Here is a 14,958-nt window from a genome sequence, read left to right as displayed (position 1 = left end):
GCCCCCGTCTCGGACGGCGCGCGGGTCGGCGTTTTCTGATCGAATGGGCGGCGATCGGGAGCCTCGGCCTCATCGTGATCCTGCTCTGTTCGATCGGACGCATGAGCGCGAGCGTCGATCACCTGGTGTACGACCACTTGCTGAGCTGGCGCGCGCAACCGGTGCTGCCCGACATCGTCGTGCTTGAAATCGACAATGAAAGCGTCGCGGAACTCGGTCGCTGGCCGTGGCCGCGCAGCGTTCATGCAAAGCTGCTCGAGCAGATCGCGAGAGCGAAGCCTGCCGCCGTCGTCTACGACGTGCTCTTCACAGAACCCAATGCCGACGACGCCGCGCTTGCCCGCGCGATCGCGCTGAGTCCGACTTATCTGCCGGTGCTGCTCGAAGATGCGGGGCGCGACGCGCCGCGCGTGGTCGTCGAGCCGGTCGCGCCGCTTGCGCGCGCCGCGGCCGGCCTCGGGCATATCAACCTCGAGGTGGACAGCGACGGCATCGTGCGCAGCGTCGCCCAGTTCGAAGGCGACGCCGACGCGCGCTGGCCGCAATTGATGGTGACGGTCGCAAGGGCGGCGCAGCGGGGCGCGTTTGTGCTGAATCCGCAGCCGATGAACCAGGCGAGCGCAGCGCGCGGCGACGCAAGCAACGACGCAAGCAACGACGCAAACCCCGACGCAAACCCCGACGCAAACCAAGACGCAAACCAAGACGCATCCACCGACGGCCGCTTCCTCATCCCATTCAGCCGCAACGCGCAGCGCTATGCGAAGCTGAGCTTCGCGAGCGTGCTTGCCGGCGACGTCCCCGTGGATAAACTGCGTGGCCGCATCGTCGTAATCGGCGTGACCGCATCGGGCCTTTACGACCGGTTCGCGACGCCGGTGTCCGGCGAGTTGGGGCCGCTGCCCGGCGTCTACATTCATGCGAACGTGCTCGATACGCTGCTGACCGGTCGCCAGGTCCTGCCGGCCGCGCGATGGTTGCTGTTCGCGGTGTCGCTGGTCTCGCTTGCCGCATTGCTGGCCGGTTTCCTGGTGTTGTCGCCGCGCCGCTCGTTGCTGCTCACGGGCGCGCTGTGCGTGATCGCGCTGACGGGCAGCGCCGTGCTGCTCTACGGCGCGCGGCTGTGGCTGTCGCCGGTGCCGGCGATCATCGGCGTGGTCGTCGTTTATCCGATCTGGAACTGGCGGCGCCTGGAAATGACGATGGCCTATCTGCGCAAGGAACTGCAGCGCCTCGCCGACGAACCGCACTTGCTGCCGCAGACTCCGCAGACGCCGCAACGCCGCCGCGAATTCGGCGGCGACGTGCTGGAACAGCATATGGCGCTGATGGCGCAAGCCGCGCAACGCGTGCAGGACATGAAGCGCTTCGTGTGGGACAGCCTGAACAGCGTGCCCGAGCCGATCCTCGTCAGCGACGTCCGCGGCATCGTGCTGATCGCCAATCATGCCGCCAAGGCGCATTTCGCGCGGCTCGGCGCGCCCATGCCGGAAGGACGTGCGATGCAGGCCGTGCTCGGCGGCCTGACGCTCGTCAAAGCGATCGACAGCGGCGCGGCGTCGGACGCCGACCAGACGCTCTTCGCGCGCGCACACTGGCCCGCGCTGCTCGATCCCGCGCGCAGCGAATTCGCCGCGCTGATGGCGCAGGGCGTCGAGGTGCGCGACGCCGACGAACGCGATCATCTGCTGCGCTATGCAAACTGCACCAACGCGCAGGGCGAGACGACCGGCTGGATCGCGGGTCTCGTCGACGTGTCGGCGCTGCACGCAGCCGAGCGTCAACGCGAGGACGCGCTGCGGCTGCTGTCGCACGACATGCGTTCGCCGCAGGCGTCGATTCTCGCGCTGGTGGAAATGGAGCGCGCGCGAGAGACGCCGGCGCTCGCGCGCGGCGTGCTCGAGCGCATCGAACGTTATGCGCAACGCGCGCTGACACTCGCCGACGACTTCGTGCAACTCGCGCGCGCCGAATCGCAAACCTACATGCTGGAGCCGGTGAATCTCGCCGAGCTGATGATCGACGCGAGCGACGAAGTCTGGCCGCAGGCGCACGCGAAGCGCATCGCGCTCGATACAGGAACGGACGGCGCGACAGGCCGCGACCATGACAACGATGCCGACGGCCACTGGATCTGCGCGGACCGTTCGCTGATGACGCGCGCGCTCGTCAACATCCTGAACAACGCGGTCAAGTACAGTCCGCCGGATACGCGTATTGCCTGCGAGCTGTCGTATGTGAAGTCTGCCGGCGTGTCATGCACGATCCGCGACGAGGGCTATGGCATTCCCGAGGAACAGCAGGCCGGTTTGTTCGAGCGCTTCAGGCGATTCCATGAAACCGAGCGGCCCGACGTGAGCGGCGCGGGGCTCGGCATGGCCTTCGTGAAGACAGTCGTCACCCGCCACGGCGGCGATGTCGAGGTCGTGAGCGCGCCTGGCCGCGGCACGGCGGTAACGATCCGCCTGCCGGCACTGGACGACGAACAATCGGACGTACCCGCATGGCCTCTTCATGGCGTGTGAGCGCGCAACCTATAGAAGCGAGGAGAGAACGGTGAAAGCGGTGAAAGGGCTGAATGCGATCCTTATCGGCGCGCTGCTCACGGCGGCGACTCTCGCCGGCTGTACCGGCATGCACGCCGACGTGCATACCGCCACGCCTGCAACTGCACTGCCAGGCGAGCGGACCTATAGCTTCGCGCGCATGCCGACGCAGGGCGCGCAGGGTGCGCAGAGCGACCACGCGCAGATCGAAACCCAACTGCGAGACGAGCTGGCGAAGCAGGGCTTTGCCGATATCGCTGACCGTCCCGCGCACTACGTGCTGTCAGTCGGATACGAAACGCGTCCCGCCGAGATCGGCGTGGATCGCAGCGACTGCACGGCCGGCGATTGCGGTCCGCAGAGCGGCGCACCGTTCTCGCTATTCGGGGCACGTGCGTATCGGCATACGCTGACGCTGCGTTTTTTCGAGCGCGCGAGCGGACGCGAGGTCTACAAAGTGAGCGCGGCCAGCACGGATCGCGACGCCGATCCGCTGCGCGCGACGCCGTCGCTGATCAAGAGCGCGCTGGCTCGATTTCCCTTCGATGCACCGGCCGACTGGCGCGTCAAATTGCGCATGGATAAAGCGCGCGGCGTGCCGGATGTCGTGTCCGTCGAGCCGCTTAAAAAGTAACGCCGCTGCTGCGTTTTAGAGGTTCTCAGGCCAGCGGTTTTCGAACACACAATCGGCGAGCGGCATGCGATCCGCCCAACGCTCGGTCTGCAGCATCGGCTCGCTATAGAACCGGTCGACGTGCCCAAGACACAGTATCGCGACCGGCCGCGCGCCTTCGGGCATATGCAGAAGCCGGCGCACCGTATCGACGTCGAAGAGCGACACCCAGCCCATGCCGAGGCCTTCCGCGCGCGCGGCGAGCCACATGTTCTGGATCGCGCACGCGACTGACGCGAGGTCCATCTCCGGCAACGTGCGCCGGCCGAAAATGTGCCGCTCGCGGCCGTCCATCAGCGCCATCACGAGCAGCTCGCCGCATTCGAGCATGCCTTCCACTTTCAGCTTCATGAACTCTTCGCGGCGTTTGCCGAGCGCGTCGGCGGTGGCAAGCCGTTCGCTTTCGACGGTTGCATGCAGCGCGGCGCGCAACGCGGGATCGGTGATGCGCGCGATCCGCCACGGCTGCATGAAGCCGACGCTCGGCGCGTGATGCGCGGCGTCGAGGAGACGCTGCAACACGGCGGCATCGACGGGATCGCGCACGAAATGGCGCATGTCGCGGCGTTCGTGGATCGCGCGATAGACCGCATCGCGGTCGGCGTCGTTAAAAGGCTTGGCCATTGAAGAGAGCGGCCGCGAAAGCCGGGTTGGAGGGCCAGTAAGCGTGCATATAAGTTGCGACGATGGAGCCGGCGCGATATAGCGCCTCGCCGGGCGCATCGCCTTGAGGCCGCGTGGCTGAGCGCAGCGGCACTAACGCCGTGCTCACCTTCGAGTAGTGAAAGGTGTGGCCGGTCATCACGCCATGCACGCTGTCGATCTGCTGCATGCCGAGTGCGGTGAAGCGCGTTTGCATCGTCGCGTGGCCGGGCAGCAGGCCGAGCATCGGCGTGCTGACGCCTTGCGTGTCGGTGAGTCGATCGAGCAGATACAGCATGCCGCCGCATTCGGCGACGAGCGGTTTGCCGTTTGCCACATGCGCGCGGACCGCAGCGGCGCTGCGCGTGTTGGCGGCGAGCGCCGCCGCGTGCAGTTCGGGGTAGCCGCCGGGCAGATACACAGCGTCCGTGCCCGCGGGCAACGGCTCGTCGGCGAGCGGCGAGAAGTATTGCACGCGCGCGCCGAGTGCTTCCAGCAGCGTGACGTTGGCCGGATAGATGAACGAGAACGCCGCGTCGCGCGCAATCGCGATCTGCTTGCCTTGCAGAAGCGGCGGCAGCGCCGCCGGCGTGGGCGCGCCGAATTCGACGGCGGGCGGCAGGTCGGCTAATGCCGTATCGGCGAGCGCATCGGCGGCGCGTTCGAGGCGCGCGTCAAGGTCGTCGATTTCGGCCGCTTGATGCAAGCCGAGGTGACGGTCGGGCAATTCGATTTCATCGCTTGCTGCGAGGTGGCCGCACCAGCGCAGCGTCGGCGGCAACGCTTCTTGCAGCATCTGCGCGTGACGCGCCGAGCCGACGCGGTTCGCGAGCACGCCATGAAACGGCGCGTGCGGCCTGAAATTCGCAAGCCCGAACGCGACCGCGCCGAAGGTCTGCGCCATCGCCTTCGCAGAAATGACGGCGAGCACGGGCACCCCGAAAGCGCTCGCGAGATCGGCGCTGCTCGGTGTGCCGTCGAAGAGACCCATCACGCCTTCGATCAGGATCAGATCGGCTTCGGCCGCGGCCTCGGCGAGCAGATTGCGGCACGCGTCCTGACCGACCATCCACAGATCGAGCGACAACACCGGCGCGCCGCTCGCGTGCGCGAGAATCATGGGATCGAGAAAGTCGGGCCCGGTCTTGAAGACACGCACGCGCCGCCCGAGCCGCCGATGGTAGCGCGCAAGACCCGCGGTGATCGTGGTCTTGCCCTGGCCCGACGCGGGCGCGCTGATGAAGAGCGCGGGGCAGGCGGACACGTTCAGAACTCCACGCCGCGCTGCGCTTTCACGCCTTGCTCGCGATACGGATGCTTGACGATGCGCATTTCGGTAACGAGGTCGGCGGCTTCGATCAGCGCGTCGGGCGCATGACGGCCTGTCACGACCACATGAAGCATCTCTGGACGCACGGCGATGACGGACAGCACTTCGTCGAGCGGCAGGTACTCGTACTTGAGCACGGTGTTCAGCTCGTCGAGGATCACCATCTGATAGTCGCCGCTTTCGATCATCCGGCGCGCTTCGTCCCAGCCCTTGCGCGCGGTCGCGATGTCGGCGTCGCGGTTCTGCGTGTTCCAGGTGTAGCCGTCGCCCATCGTGACGAAATCGCAATTCGCAATCGCGCCGAGAAAGTCGCGCTCCGACGTATGCAGCGCGCCCTTGATGAACTGCACGACGCCAAGACGCATGCCGTGGCCGAGCACGCGCACGGCCATGCCGAACGCAGCGGTCGTCTTGCCTTTGCCGGTGCCGGTGTTGACGATCAGCAGACCCTTTTCGACGGTCGCGTTGGCCTGTTTCTTTTCGTGGCCTTCGCGCCGGCGTTCGGTCATGCGTTGATGCGATTCGGGATCGGTCTTCATGGAAGGTCCTGGTCAGTGAAGGTGGCGCTGCGCGGCAGCGCGTGTTCGGTCGATGCAATCGCCACGGTGACGCCCGCGTGGACGGTTTTGCGAGCGACGAGATAGGGCGTGTGCGCAGCAGCGTGGATCGACGCGCCAAGCAACGCACACGGTTCGCAGACGCCGTCGACGCCGAGATGCTCGCGCGCCGCCGCCGACGGCTCGGCGACATGCAGCGCGGCAATCTGCTCGCGAGTGAAGAGTTGCAGCGGCAATTTGTGGCGCGCGCAGAACGCGAGCAAGCCGGGTTCTTGCGCTTTGGTTTCGATCGAGGCGACGGCCGCGATGTCTTCGAACGCATGCGAGCCGAGCGCTGCGCGCACAGCGTTTTCGATTTCTTCCGCCGACGTATGCAAGCGGCAACCGATGCCCACGCTAAGCGTTTTCATCGGTCATCCTTCGCCAGCGACGCGACGCCGCCGATCACCACGATCGCGGGCGAGCCGAGTCCCGCGCGCGCGACGGCATCGGCGAAATCACCGAGTGTGGCGAGCGCATGCCGCTGCTCGGGGCGCGTTGCGGATTCGATCGCGGCACACGGAGTCTGTGCCGACATGCCCGCTGCCAGCAACGCGCTGACGATGTCGTTTAGCCGCCGCATGCCCATATAGATGACGAGCGTCATGCGCGTGGCGGCGAGCGCGGCCCAATCCGGCTCGCTCGTGCCCGCGCCGTGGCCGGTCACGAACACCACGCCTTGCGCATGATCGCGGTGCGTGACCGGAATGCCGATGGCCGCCGGCGCCGCAATGCCGGCCGTGATGCCGCTGACGATTTCGACGTCGACGCCCGCCGCATGCAGCGCCTGTTGCTCTTCGCCGCCTCTGCCGAACACGAAGGGATCGCCGCCCTTCAAACGCGCGACGCTGCGCCCTTCGTTCAGATGCGCGAGCATTTGTTCGACGATGCCGTGTTGCGGCGTCGACGGATGACCGCCGCGCTTGCCGACATACACGATGCACGCATCGGCGCGCGCAAATTGCAGCACGTCGGGGTTCACCAGATCGTCGACGAGTATCACGTCGGCTTGCGCGAGCGCGCGGGTTGCCTTCAGCGTCATCAGTTCGACGTCGCCGGGGCCTGCGCCGATCAGCCATGCGCGTTTCATCGCGGCATGCGCCGCGTCGGCGCACATGCAATCGCGCAGCGTCGACATACACGCAATGTGATGGAAATTGAAGTCATTCGAAACTGTGCATTCGCGCACGACAGCAAACGCGGATTGCAGACCGCTTCCCTAAGTCGTGCTTGAGCGCCTTCACATCCGTCCCTCGCGGATTCCGGCGGCCGGCGGCGTGACGTTAACAACGCACGGCCGCCTCCGCGTCTGGCCGGTATCCGGGCTGGCGGCCTCACGCGCTTTGCCTTCCCGCCCACATTCGTTCGAATGTGCTGGACAGTGGCACTGAAAACGCATGTGCGGCGCAAAAAATAATCGCGCCGCCGGTCGCTTACCGTTGCGGGGACAGCACAGGTTGAGCGCAAGCGCGCTGCCTGTTTCCCGTTTAACTGCACACGCGAGCACATGTGCGGGCACCAGACGCGCGCATACGATAGCACACGGCAAGCCCGTCCGATAAGCGCGCCGGGCTTGCGTTTTCTTGACGGCGCAAGGCGCGCGGCCTACACTCGCACGCACTTCTGGTGCTCGTGTGCGCGCTCGTGCGCATGCAGTTAAACGGGAAACAGGGCGCCCGCCTCGCATGGATCGGGTCAACCTGTGCTGCCCCCGCAACGGTAAGCGAAAAGCGACGTCATGGCGGTTTGCATGGCGCCGCGGAGCCGGCTTCGATGTCCACGCGCAAGGCCGCGTCGGCATATCACCACTGGGCGAGAAATCACTCGTCCGGGAAGGGGAAGCGGCGCTTTCGCCAGCCCGGATACCGGCCGGAACACGAAGGGCGAACGCCGCGGGGAAGCGGCGCTGCGCTCATGACCTCATACCCGTATTCTGCGTTTCCCTGGTGTAGCGGCAAGGCCGTCGTGCGTTCCCGCGTTTTGCGATGCGACGTCATGCGCAAAGCGCGTGATTCGGCCGGCCAGCAGATGCAACTCTCACGGATGGACTCACCATGCAAGTTCAGATGCGCAAGATTCCCGTCACCATCGTCACGGGCTTTCTCGGCAGCGGCAAGACGACGTTGCTGCGGCACATTCTTCGGAACGCGGGCGGCAAGCGCATTGCGGTGATCGTCAACGAGTTCGGCGAGATCGGCATAGACGGTGAAATCCTCAAAGGTTGCGGCATTGGTTGCGATGAAAACGGCGTCGAGACCGAAGGCCAATTGTATGAACTGGCGAACGGTTGCCTGTGCTGCACGGTCCAGGAAGAGTTCTTTCCGGTGATGGAAAAACTCGTCGAGCGCCGTGAGCAGATCGACCATGTGCTGATCGAAACGTCGGGGCTCGCGTTGCCGAAGCCGCTCGTGCAGGCGTTCAACTGGCCGCAGATCAAGAACAGTTTCACGGTGGATGCGGTGATTACCGTCGTCGATGGACCCGCTGCGGCAAGCGGCCAATTCGCTGAAAATCCGCTTGCCGTCGACGCGCAACGCAAGGCCGATCCGAATCTCGACCACGAGTCGCCGCTGCACGAATTGTTCGAGGATCAATTGTCGGCTGCGGATCTGGTGATTCTGAACAAGACCGATCTGCTCGACGAAGCAGGCCAGAACGCGGTCGAAGCCGTGATTCGCGCCGAAATTCCGCCTCAGGTGAAGATCGTGCGCGCCCATAGGGGCGAGCTCGATCTGCACGCGTTGTTCGGGCTCGAAGCGGCGTCGGAGGAAACCATTCACTTGCGCCACGATCACCACGGTTCGGCCGACGACGCCGATCATCATCACGATGAGTTCGATTCGGTGGTCGTGAATGCAAAGGCGCAGTCGCGTGAAGCGGTGATCGCCGCGCTGCAAGGACTCGTGGGGAACAACACGATTTATCGCGTGAAGGGTTTCGCGGCGTTGCCGGGCGCGCCGATGCGGCTCGTCGTTCAAGGCGTGGGCCGGCGCTTCGATAGTTATTTCGATCGACGCTGGCAGCCAGGTGAACTGGAAGAACTAGGCGAAGGCGCCGAAAGCCGCTTCGTGCTGATCGGTGAAGACCTCGACCAGGCTGCGCTGCAACGCGCGTTCGACGCCGCGCTCGGCGTCGCAGCCGCTGTCGCCGCGCAACAGACGTAAGCCGGTATAGACACATGCATCTGCTGCGCACCACGCCGGGCGGTTTCGTCGACGATACGCAAGGCGTGATCCGCATCGATCAGCGGCCCGCGGACATCGTCATTCTGAGTTCCGCGGATACGACGCTGTCGTTGCTCGCGAGCGTGTTTCCCCGTCTCGGCGACGGCTTTCCGAGCGTGCGCCTCGCGAATGTCACGTATCTGCGGCAGCCTGCCTCCGTGGACTTTTACGTCGAAGACGTGTTGCAACATGCGCGCGTGGTCGTGGTCGATCATCTTGGCGGCGAGGCGTACTGGCCATACGGCATCGAGCAGGTGGTCGCGCTTGCGGAGCGCAAACAGCAGACGCTCGCGATGTTTTCCGGCGATCTCCAGGAAGATCCGAACCTGCTCGCACGCAGTACCGCCGATGCAGCGTTATGCCATCAACTGTGGCGCTATCTGCGCGAAGGCGGGCCGCAGAACGCCGAGGCGTTCCTGCGCTGCATCGCGCATCGCGCGCTTGGGTGGGGCCGCGAACCGGCGCCGCCGCGCGCGTTGCCAGCCGCGTCGCTCTACCATCCCGCATGCGATACGCCGACTATCGCCGACTGGCAGGCGCGCTGGCAGCATGCCGCGCCTGTTGCCGCGATTCTGTTCTACAAGGCGCATCTTCAGGCGGCCAATACCGCGGTGTTCGACGCGCTGATCGACGCGCTCGAATCCGAAGGCATGAACCCGCTGCCGATCGCCATCACGTCGCTAAAAGATGCGATGAGCCGCGAAGTCGTGCAGTCGTTGTGCGCGCAACATGACGCCGCACTCGTGCTCAACACCACTGCGTTCGCCGCGTCTGCGATCGACGATCCAGAGCCGCTCGCGCTCGCAGGCGATGCGCCGGTGCTGCAAGTGATCCTGAGCGGCGGCAATCGCGACGACTGGGTGAAGGACAACCAGGGTCTCAATTCGCGCGACATCGCGATGCATATCGCGCTGCCGGAAGTGGACGGCCGCATCATCACGCGCGCGATCAGTTTCAAGGGACTCGCCTATCGTTGTCCGCATACGGAAGTCGACGTGGTCCGCTATCAGCCGGATCTCGAGCGCGTGCGTTTTCTCGCTGAACTGAGCCGCCGCTGGTGCCGGCTGCGTTCGCTCGATAACGCCGAGAAGAAGCTCGCGCTGATTCTCGCTAACTATCCGATGAGCGAGGGACGCATCGGCAATGGCGTCGGACTCGATACGCCGGCGTCGGTGGTCGGCATTCTGTCGATGCTGCGCGACGAAGGTTATCGCGTGGCCGACGTGCCAGAAAACGGCGACGCGCTGCTGAAGAAGCTGACCGAAGGCGTGACGAACGATCCCGTCGTGCGCGATCTGCGGCCCGCTTTGCAAAGCTTCGCGCTTGGCGACTACCTCGCGCATTTCAACGCGCTGCCTGCTCAGACGCGCGATGCGCTGAACGCGCGTTGGGGGCCGCCGGACCAGGACCCGACCGTGCGGCGCGGCCGTTTCATGATTTCAGGCTGGCGCTGCGGTCATGTGTTCGTCGGCATTCAGCCGTCGCGTTCACGTGACCAGGGCGACTACGCGAGCTATCACGACGCCGAGCTGGTGCCGCCGCATGCGTACCTGGCGTTCTATTTCTGGCTGCGTCATCAGTTCGGCATCGACGCAATCGTGCATGTCGGCAAGCATGGCAACCTGGAATGGCTGCCGGGCAAGAGCGTCGCGTTGAGCGATACGTGTTGGCCCGATCTGATTCTCGGGCCGATGCCGCATCTGTATCCGTTCATCGTCAACGATCCAGGCGAGGGCAGCCAGGCGAAACGCCGTGCGCAGGCGGTGATCGTCGATCACCTGATGCCGCCGCTCACGCGCGCGGAAAGCTATGGGCCGCTGCAGGATCTCGAGCGCCAGGTCGACGAATACTATGAAGCATTGATGGTCGATCCGCGCCGCTCGAAGCTGTTGCGGCGCACGATTCTCGCGACCATCGTAGAACACAGGTTGCATGAAGAGCTGAGCCTGTCGGAGCCGAACGGCGAGGACGATGAAGATGTGCTGTTGACCCGCGTCGATGCGTGGCTCTGCGAATTGAAAGAGGCGCAGATTCGCGATGGGTTGCATACGTTCGGTCAATCGCCGCACGGCGTGCAACGGCGCGATACGTTGCTCGCGCTGGGGCGCTTTCCCGTCGGCGATGGGCAAGGCGGCAACGCAGGTTTGATCGATGCGTTGGCGCGCGATCTGAACATCGATCGGTTCTTCGATCCGTTGTCTGTCGATTGGTCGGCGGCATGGACGGGTCCGCGTTCCGATGTTCTGCAACGCGTGAGCGACGCGCCGTGGCGGCATTGCGGCGATACGCGCGAGCGTCTCGAACTGCTCGCAGCCGACATGCTGCGTGCAATGTGCAAGGAGCAAGGCGACGCTTCAAACGCTTTCGCCGAAGTCAGCCTGCCGCAAGCATCACGCGTACTCGAACGTTTGCGCAACGACGTGCTGCCGCGGCTCGACGCATGCGGCCCCCAGGAAATGCTGCATCTGAAGCGCGGCCTCGAAGGGCGTTTCGTGCCGCCGGGGCCGAGCGGTTCGCCATCGCGTGGCCGGCCCGATGTGCTTCCCACAGGGCGCAACTTTTATTCGGTCGACACGCGCGCGGTTCCCACGCAAGCCGCCTGGTCGCTCGGGCTCAAGTCGGCTCAGCAATTGATCGAGCGGCATCTGCAGGAACACGGCGATTATCCGCGCGCGATCGGTCTTTCCGTATGGGGCACCGCGACCATGCGTACCGGCGGCGACGACATCGCGCAGGCGCTTGCGCTGCTCGGCGTGCGGCCGAAGTGGGCGCCGGGCAGCCATCGCGTGACCGACTTCGAGATCATGCCGATCGAAGCGTTCGACCGTCCGCGTATCGACGTCACGTTGCGCGTATCCGGGTTTTTCCGCGACGCTTTCGCCAACGTGATGCACCTGTTCGATGCGGCGGTGCAGGCCGTCGCCGAACTCGACGAACCCGCGGAGCTCAATCCGATTCGCGCGCGTGTTCTGCGTGAACGCGATGCGTTGATCGCGCGCGGCATGGACGCCGCCGAAGCGCGCAAGCGCGCCGGCTGGCGCGTGTTCAGCGCGCGGCCCGGCGCATATGGTGCGGGCTTGCAGGACATGATCGACTCGCAACAGTGGCAGACCGACGCGGACCTCGCGAACGCGTATCAGGCGTGGGGCGGTTATGCGTACACGCAGAAGAGTGCGGGCGAAGAGGCGCGTCAGGCGTTCGGCGCACGCCTCGCCGCAATGGATGTCGTCTTGCAGAATCAGGACAACCGCGAACACGATCTGCTGGATTCGAACGACTACTATCAGTTTCAGGGCGGCATGGTGGCGGCCGTGCGGCATCTCGCGGGCAATCAGCCGAGTGTCTATCACGCCGATCACAGCAATCCGGCCGCGCCGCGCGTTCGCACGCTTCATGAGGAAATCGCGCGCGTGATCCGCTCGCGCGTGGTCAACCCTAAATGGATCGACGGTGTGAAGCGCCACGGTTATAAGGGCGCGTCCGAAATCGCGGCCACGGTCGATTATCTCTACGGCTATGACGCGACTGCGCGCGTGGTCGCGGATCATCAATATGCGCTCGTCGCCGATGCTTATCTGAACGATCGCGACACGCGCGAGTTCTTGCAACAGCACAATCCGCATGCGCTGCATTCGATTTGCGAGCGTTTGCTCGAAGCGATGCAGCGCGGTTTGTGGCAGACGCCTGGCGACTATCGCGCGCAGGTCGAACAGCATCTGCTCGCGAGCGAACAGCAGATCGAAGGAATGCAATCATGAATGCAGCCACGAATGCAGCCACGCACGATGCACGCGACGGCGCGCCGCAGAAAAGGCCCGCGTTTCCGTTTGCCGCGTTGATCGGACAGCCCGCGTTGCAGCAGGCATTGCTGCTCGCGGCGATCGATCCGGGCATCGGCGGCGTGCTGGTCAGCGGGCCGCGCGGCACGGCGAAATCGACGGCCGCGCGTGCGCTCGCCGAGTTGCTGCCGGAAGGGCAACTCGTGAACCTGCCGCTCGGCGCAAGCGAGGATCGTCTGATCGGCACGCTCGATATCGAAACGGTGCTGCGCGACGGCTCCGTGCGCTTCTCGCCTGGGCTGCTCGCGAAAGCGCATCGCGGCGTGCTGTATGTGGACGAAGTGAATCTGCTGCCCGATGCGCTCGTCGATGCGTTGCTCGATGCGGCGGCGAGCGGCGTGAATACCGTCGAACGCGATGGCGTATCGCATAGTCATGAGGCGAGCTTCGTGCTGATCGGCACGATGAATCCCGAAGAGGGCGAGTTGCGGCCGCAATTGATCGACCGTTTTGGCCTGATGGTGGAGTTGCAAAACTGTTTCGAGCCGCGCGTGCGTGAGCAGATCGTGAAGGCACGGCTCGCGTTCGACCTGGATGCTGCTGGTTTTCGTGCGGCTTATGCGCAAGAGCAGGCGCGGTACGTCGAGCGGATTCATGCGGCGCGCGAGGCGCTGCCGCAGCTTTCTTTCGACGATGCAGTGCACGCGCACGTCAGTGCGTTGTGTATCGACGCCGCCGTGGATGGCTTGCGCGCCGATCTCGTGATGCTTCGCGCGGCACGTGCGCTCGCGGCGTTCGAGCTTGCGGACGCGGTGACGCCGCAGCATGTCGAGCGCGTCGCGGATGCGGTGCTGATGCATCGGCGGCGTGAGCGGGGAGCGTCGTCTGCGAGTAGTGCGCGGGATAGCGAGACGGAGTCCTCGCGTGAGTCGCAGCGGGGCTCGACTGCGCATTCGCCTTCGTCTTCCTCTTCACCTTCGCCAGACGAGGCCGCTCGCGGCGAAGGCGATTGGGGTTATCTGCCACCGCAGCCGGCCACGACGACGCACGTCAAAGGCGTTATCCCGCTCAACGTAAAAAAACGCTGAGCCATCGGAAGGGCGCCGCCGCTGAGTTGGACAGCGGTTTTCGATGGCGGCAAAAGGCGGATGCGGTCTTGCGTTCGCGTGGCGATGCGCGTCTTGAGATGCGTGGTAATTCGAGCCGGCGTATCGCATGGCCGCAGACATTCGCCGCGATGGGGAAACAACGGCGGCGCGCGCTGAGTGCCGAAGATCTGCGCTTCATGCGTGATGTACCGCGCGGCGGTGTGCTGCATTGCTTCGTGCTGGACTGTTCGGGCTCGATGCTCGCCGGAGAGCGTCTCGCGCTTGCCAAGGGTTTGCTGATTGCGCTGTTCGACCGCGCGAGCGCGATGCGTGCGGAAGCTGCGCTGGTCTGCTTCGGTGGAGCGGGTGCGGATTTGCGTTTCGGTCCCGCCGTGCCGCGCTGGTGGAACGAGCGATGGCTCGAGCCGGTCGGCGGTGGCGGCGGTACGCCGTTCGCAGCGGGCGTTCAGTGCGCCACGCAACTGCTCGAGCGCAGCGCGCGGCGCAAGCCCGCGCAGCAGCGCTGGGTGTGGATACTCACCGATGGACGCACAACAGATGAGGCGGCACGGCCTCCTCACGCGGACGAGATCGTATTCGTCGACTTCGAGCACGGCACGATACGGCTTGGCCGCTGCGAGAGACTGGCTACCGCCTGGGGCGCGCGGCACCTGACGCCGGAAGAATTGATCGGCTGAAGGGCGAGAAGATCTGCCGACGACCAGGCTCCTATTCAGTGACAAATATTTTCATTGGATAACTAACTATTCTATTCGCCGGAGAAGAGTGCGGCTTGTTGCCGCTTTTTCTTGCACTTCTGAACTTTTCGAAAATAATTGCAGAGAAGGGGTTGACGGGTTGCGGACCGCATCGCATAATTCGCCTCCCGTTTGATGACGGACGCGAAGAAAGCAGAGCTTCTGAGCGAATGATCTTTAAAAACTAACAGCCGATAAGTGTGGGCGCTTGATGCGCGACGCGCGCCGGGTTGCGGGGTTTTCTCCGGAGCCGGGCGAAAAGCGAAAGTATCAAGTCTCACACAGTAATGAAAGGAAGGTTTGGTCATCGAAAGATGGTTGA

General features: G+C 64.7%; 12 protein-coding genes and 2 riboswitches. Of the genes, 6 read left to right on the top strand and 6 right to left on the bottom strand.

Annotated elements, in window-relative coordinates; all coding sequences use genetic code 11:
• Positions 1–2,525: CHASE2 domain-containing protein (locus P0D87_RS31425; RefSeq protein ID WP_408637113.1), on the top strand; the 2,525-nt coding region annotated here is incomplete at its 5' end.
• A complete protein-coding gene (locus tag P0D87_RS31420) occupies positions 2,515–3,180 on the top strand; it encodes a DUF4136 domain-containing protein (protein ID WP_082367226.1) in 666 nt (221 codons plus the stop codon). The genes P0D87_RS31425 and P0D87_RS31420, both read left to right, overlap by 11 nt.
• A 15-nt stretch (positions 3,181–3,195) precedes the next feature.
• Here P0D87_RS31420 and bluB read toward each other — a convergent pair whose 3' ends face one another.
• Genes bluB through cobA form a run of 5 tightly spaced genes read right to left on the bottom strand, consistent with a single transcriptional unit; the run spans position 3,196 to position 6,877 of the window.
• On the bottom strand, positions 3,196–3,843 hold the full coding sequence (gene bluB, locus P0D87_RS31415; protein WP_053860590.1) for a 5,6-dimethylbenzimidazole synthase: 648 nt from the start codon (positions 3,841–3,843) through the stop codon (positions 3,196–3,198).
• The gene (locus tag P0D87_RS31410) at positions 3,827–5,125 is read right to left on the bottom strand and encodes a cobyrinic acid a,c-diamide synthase CobB (protein ID WP_053860591.1); all 1,299 of its coding nucleotides are present in this window, start codon (positions 5,123–5,125) and stop codon (positions 3,827–3,829) included. Before P0D87_RS31410 ends, bluB begins: the two co-directional genes overlap by 17 nt.
• Positions 5,126–5,127: 2 nt before the next feature.
• Positions 5,128–5,730, bottom strand: a complete 603-nt coding sequence (gene cobO / locus P0D87_RS31405; RefSeq protein ID WP_053860592.1) for a cob(I)yrinic acid a,c-diamide adenosyltransferase — start codon at positions 5,728–5,730, stop codon at positions 5,128–5,130.
• On the bottom strand, positions 5,727–6,158 hold the full coding sequence (locus P0D87_RS31400; RefSeq protein WP_053860593.1) for a cobalamin biosynthesis protein: 432 nt from the start codon (positions 6,156–6,158) through the stop codon (positions 5,727–5,729). The genes cobO and P0D87_RS31400 overlap by 4 nt, the downstream gene beginning before the upstream one ends.
• Entirely contained in the window at positions 6,155–6,877 is a 723-nt protein-coding gene (gene cobA, locus P0D87_RS31395; RefSeq protein WP_053860894.1) for a uroporphyrinogen-III C-methyltransferase, read from the bottom strand. The genes P0D87_RS31400 and cobA overlap by 4 nt, the downstream gene beginning before the upstream one ends.
• A 204-nt stretch (positions 6,878–7,081) precedes the next feature.
• Positions 7,082–7,325, bottom strand: a riboswitch (cobalamin riboswitch).
• Positions 7,326–7,394: 69 nt separating this feature from the next.
• Positions 7,395–7,675, top strand: a riboswitch (cobalamin riboswitch).
• A gap of 166 nt (positions 7,676–7,841) precedes the next feature.
• Between cobA and cobW the strand changes: the two genes are divergently transcribed.
• The 4 genes from cobW (at position 7,842) to P0D87_RS31375 (ending at position 14,576) form a co-directional block, all read left to right on the top strand.
• The gene (gene cobW / locus P0D87_RS31390; RefSeq protein ID WP_053860594.1) at positions 7,842–8,951 is read left to right on the top strand and encodes a cobalamin biosynthesis protein CobW; all 1,110 of its coding nucleotides are present in this window, start codon (positions 7,842–7,844) and stop codon (positions 8,949–8,951) included.
• Between the two features lie 14 nt (positions 8,952–8,965).
• Positions 8,966–12,769, top strand: coding sequence for a cobaltochelatase subunit CobN (gene cobN, locus P0D87_RS31385; RefSeq protein ID WP_053860595.1), 3,804 nt, complete (start codon positions 8,966–8,968; stop codon positions 12,767–12,769).
• Positions 12,766–13,878, top strand: a complete 1,113-nt coding sequence (locus tag P0D87_RS31380) for a magnesium chelatase ATPase subunit I (RefSeq protein ID WP_408637112.1) — start codon at positions 12,766–12,768, stop codon at positions 13,876–13,878. The genes cobN and P0D87_RS31380 overlap by 4 nt, the downstream gene beginning before the upstream one ends.
• Before the next feature lie 98 nt (positions 13,879–13,976).
• Positions 13,977–14,576, top strand: a complete 600-nt coding sequence (locus P0D87_RS31375; protein ID WP_044021377.1) for a vWA domain-containing protein — start codon at positions 13,977–13,979, stop codon at positions 14,574–14,576.
• Positions 14,577–14,647: 71 nt separating this feature from the next.
• Here the strand turns inward: P0D87_RS31375 and P0D87_RS31370 are convergent.
• The coding region (locus P0D87_RS31370; protein WP_408637111.1) for a hypothetical protein at positions 14,648–14,958 on the bottom strand (311 nt) is incomplete at its 5' end.

Origin of the sequence: Paraburkholderia sp. RL17-368-BIF-A (genome assembly GCF_046054045.1) — a bacterium.
In the GTDB taxonomy this organism is placed as follows: domain Bacteria; phylum Pseudomonadota; class Gammaproteobacteria; order Burkholderiales; family Burkholderiaceae; genus Paraburkholderia; species Paraburkholderia graminis.
This window is presented reverse-complemented; position numbering and strand designations above follow the sequence as displayed.

Coding starts and splice junctions, on each gene's coding strand:
- cobN (WP_053860595.1), top strand. CDS start 8,966: ATGCATCTGCTGCGCACCACGCCGGGCGGTTTCGTCGACGATACGCAA.
- cobW (WP_053860594.1), top strand. CDS start 7,842: ATGCAAGTTCAGATGCGCAAGATTCCCGTCACCATCGTCACGGGCTTT.
- cobO (WP_053860592.1), bottom strand. CDS start 5,730: ATGAAGACCGATCCCGAATCGCATCAACGCATGACCGAACGCCGGCGC.
- P0D87_RS31420 (WP_082367226.1), top strand. CDS start 2,515: ATGGCGTGTGAGCGCGCAACCTATAGAAGCGAGGAGAGAACGGTGAAA.
- P0D87_RS31400 (WP_053860593.1), bottom strand. CDS start 6,158: ATGAAAACGCTTAGCGTGGGCATCGGTTGCCGCTTGCATACGTCGGCG.
- P0D87_RS31380 (WP_408637112.1), top strand. CDS start 12,766: ATGAATGCAGCCACGAATGCAGCCACGCACGATGCACGCGACGGCGCG.
- P0D87_RS31375 (WP_044021377.1), top strand. CDS start 13,977: ATGCGTGGTAATTCGAGCCGGCGTATCGCATGGCCGCAGACATTCGCC.
- cobA (WP_053860894.1), bottom strand. CDS start 6,877: ATGAAACGCGCATGGCTGATCGGCGCAGGCCCCGGCGACGTCGAACTG.
- bluB (WP_053860590.1), bottom strand. CDS start 3,843: ATGGCCAAGCCTTTTAACGACGCCGACCGCGATGCGGTCTATCGCGCG.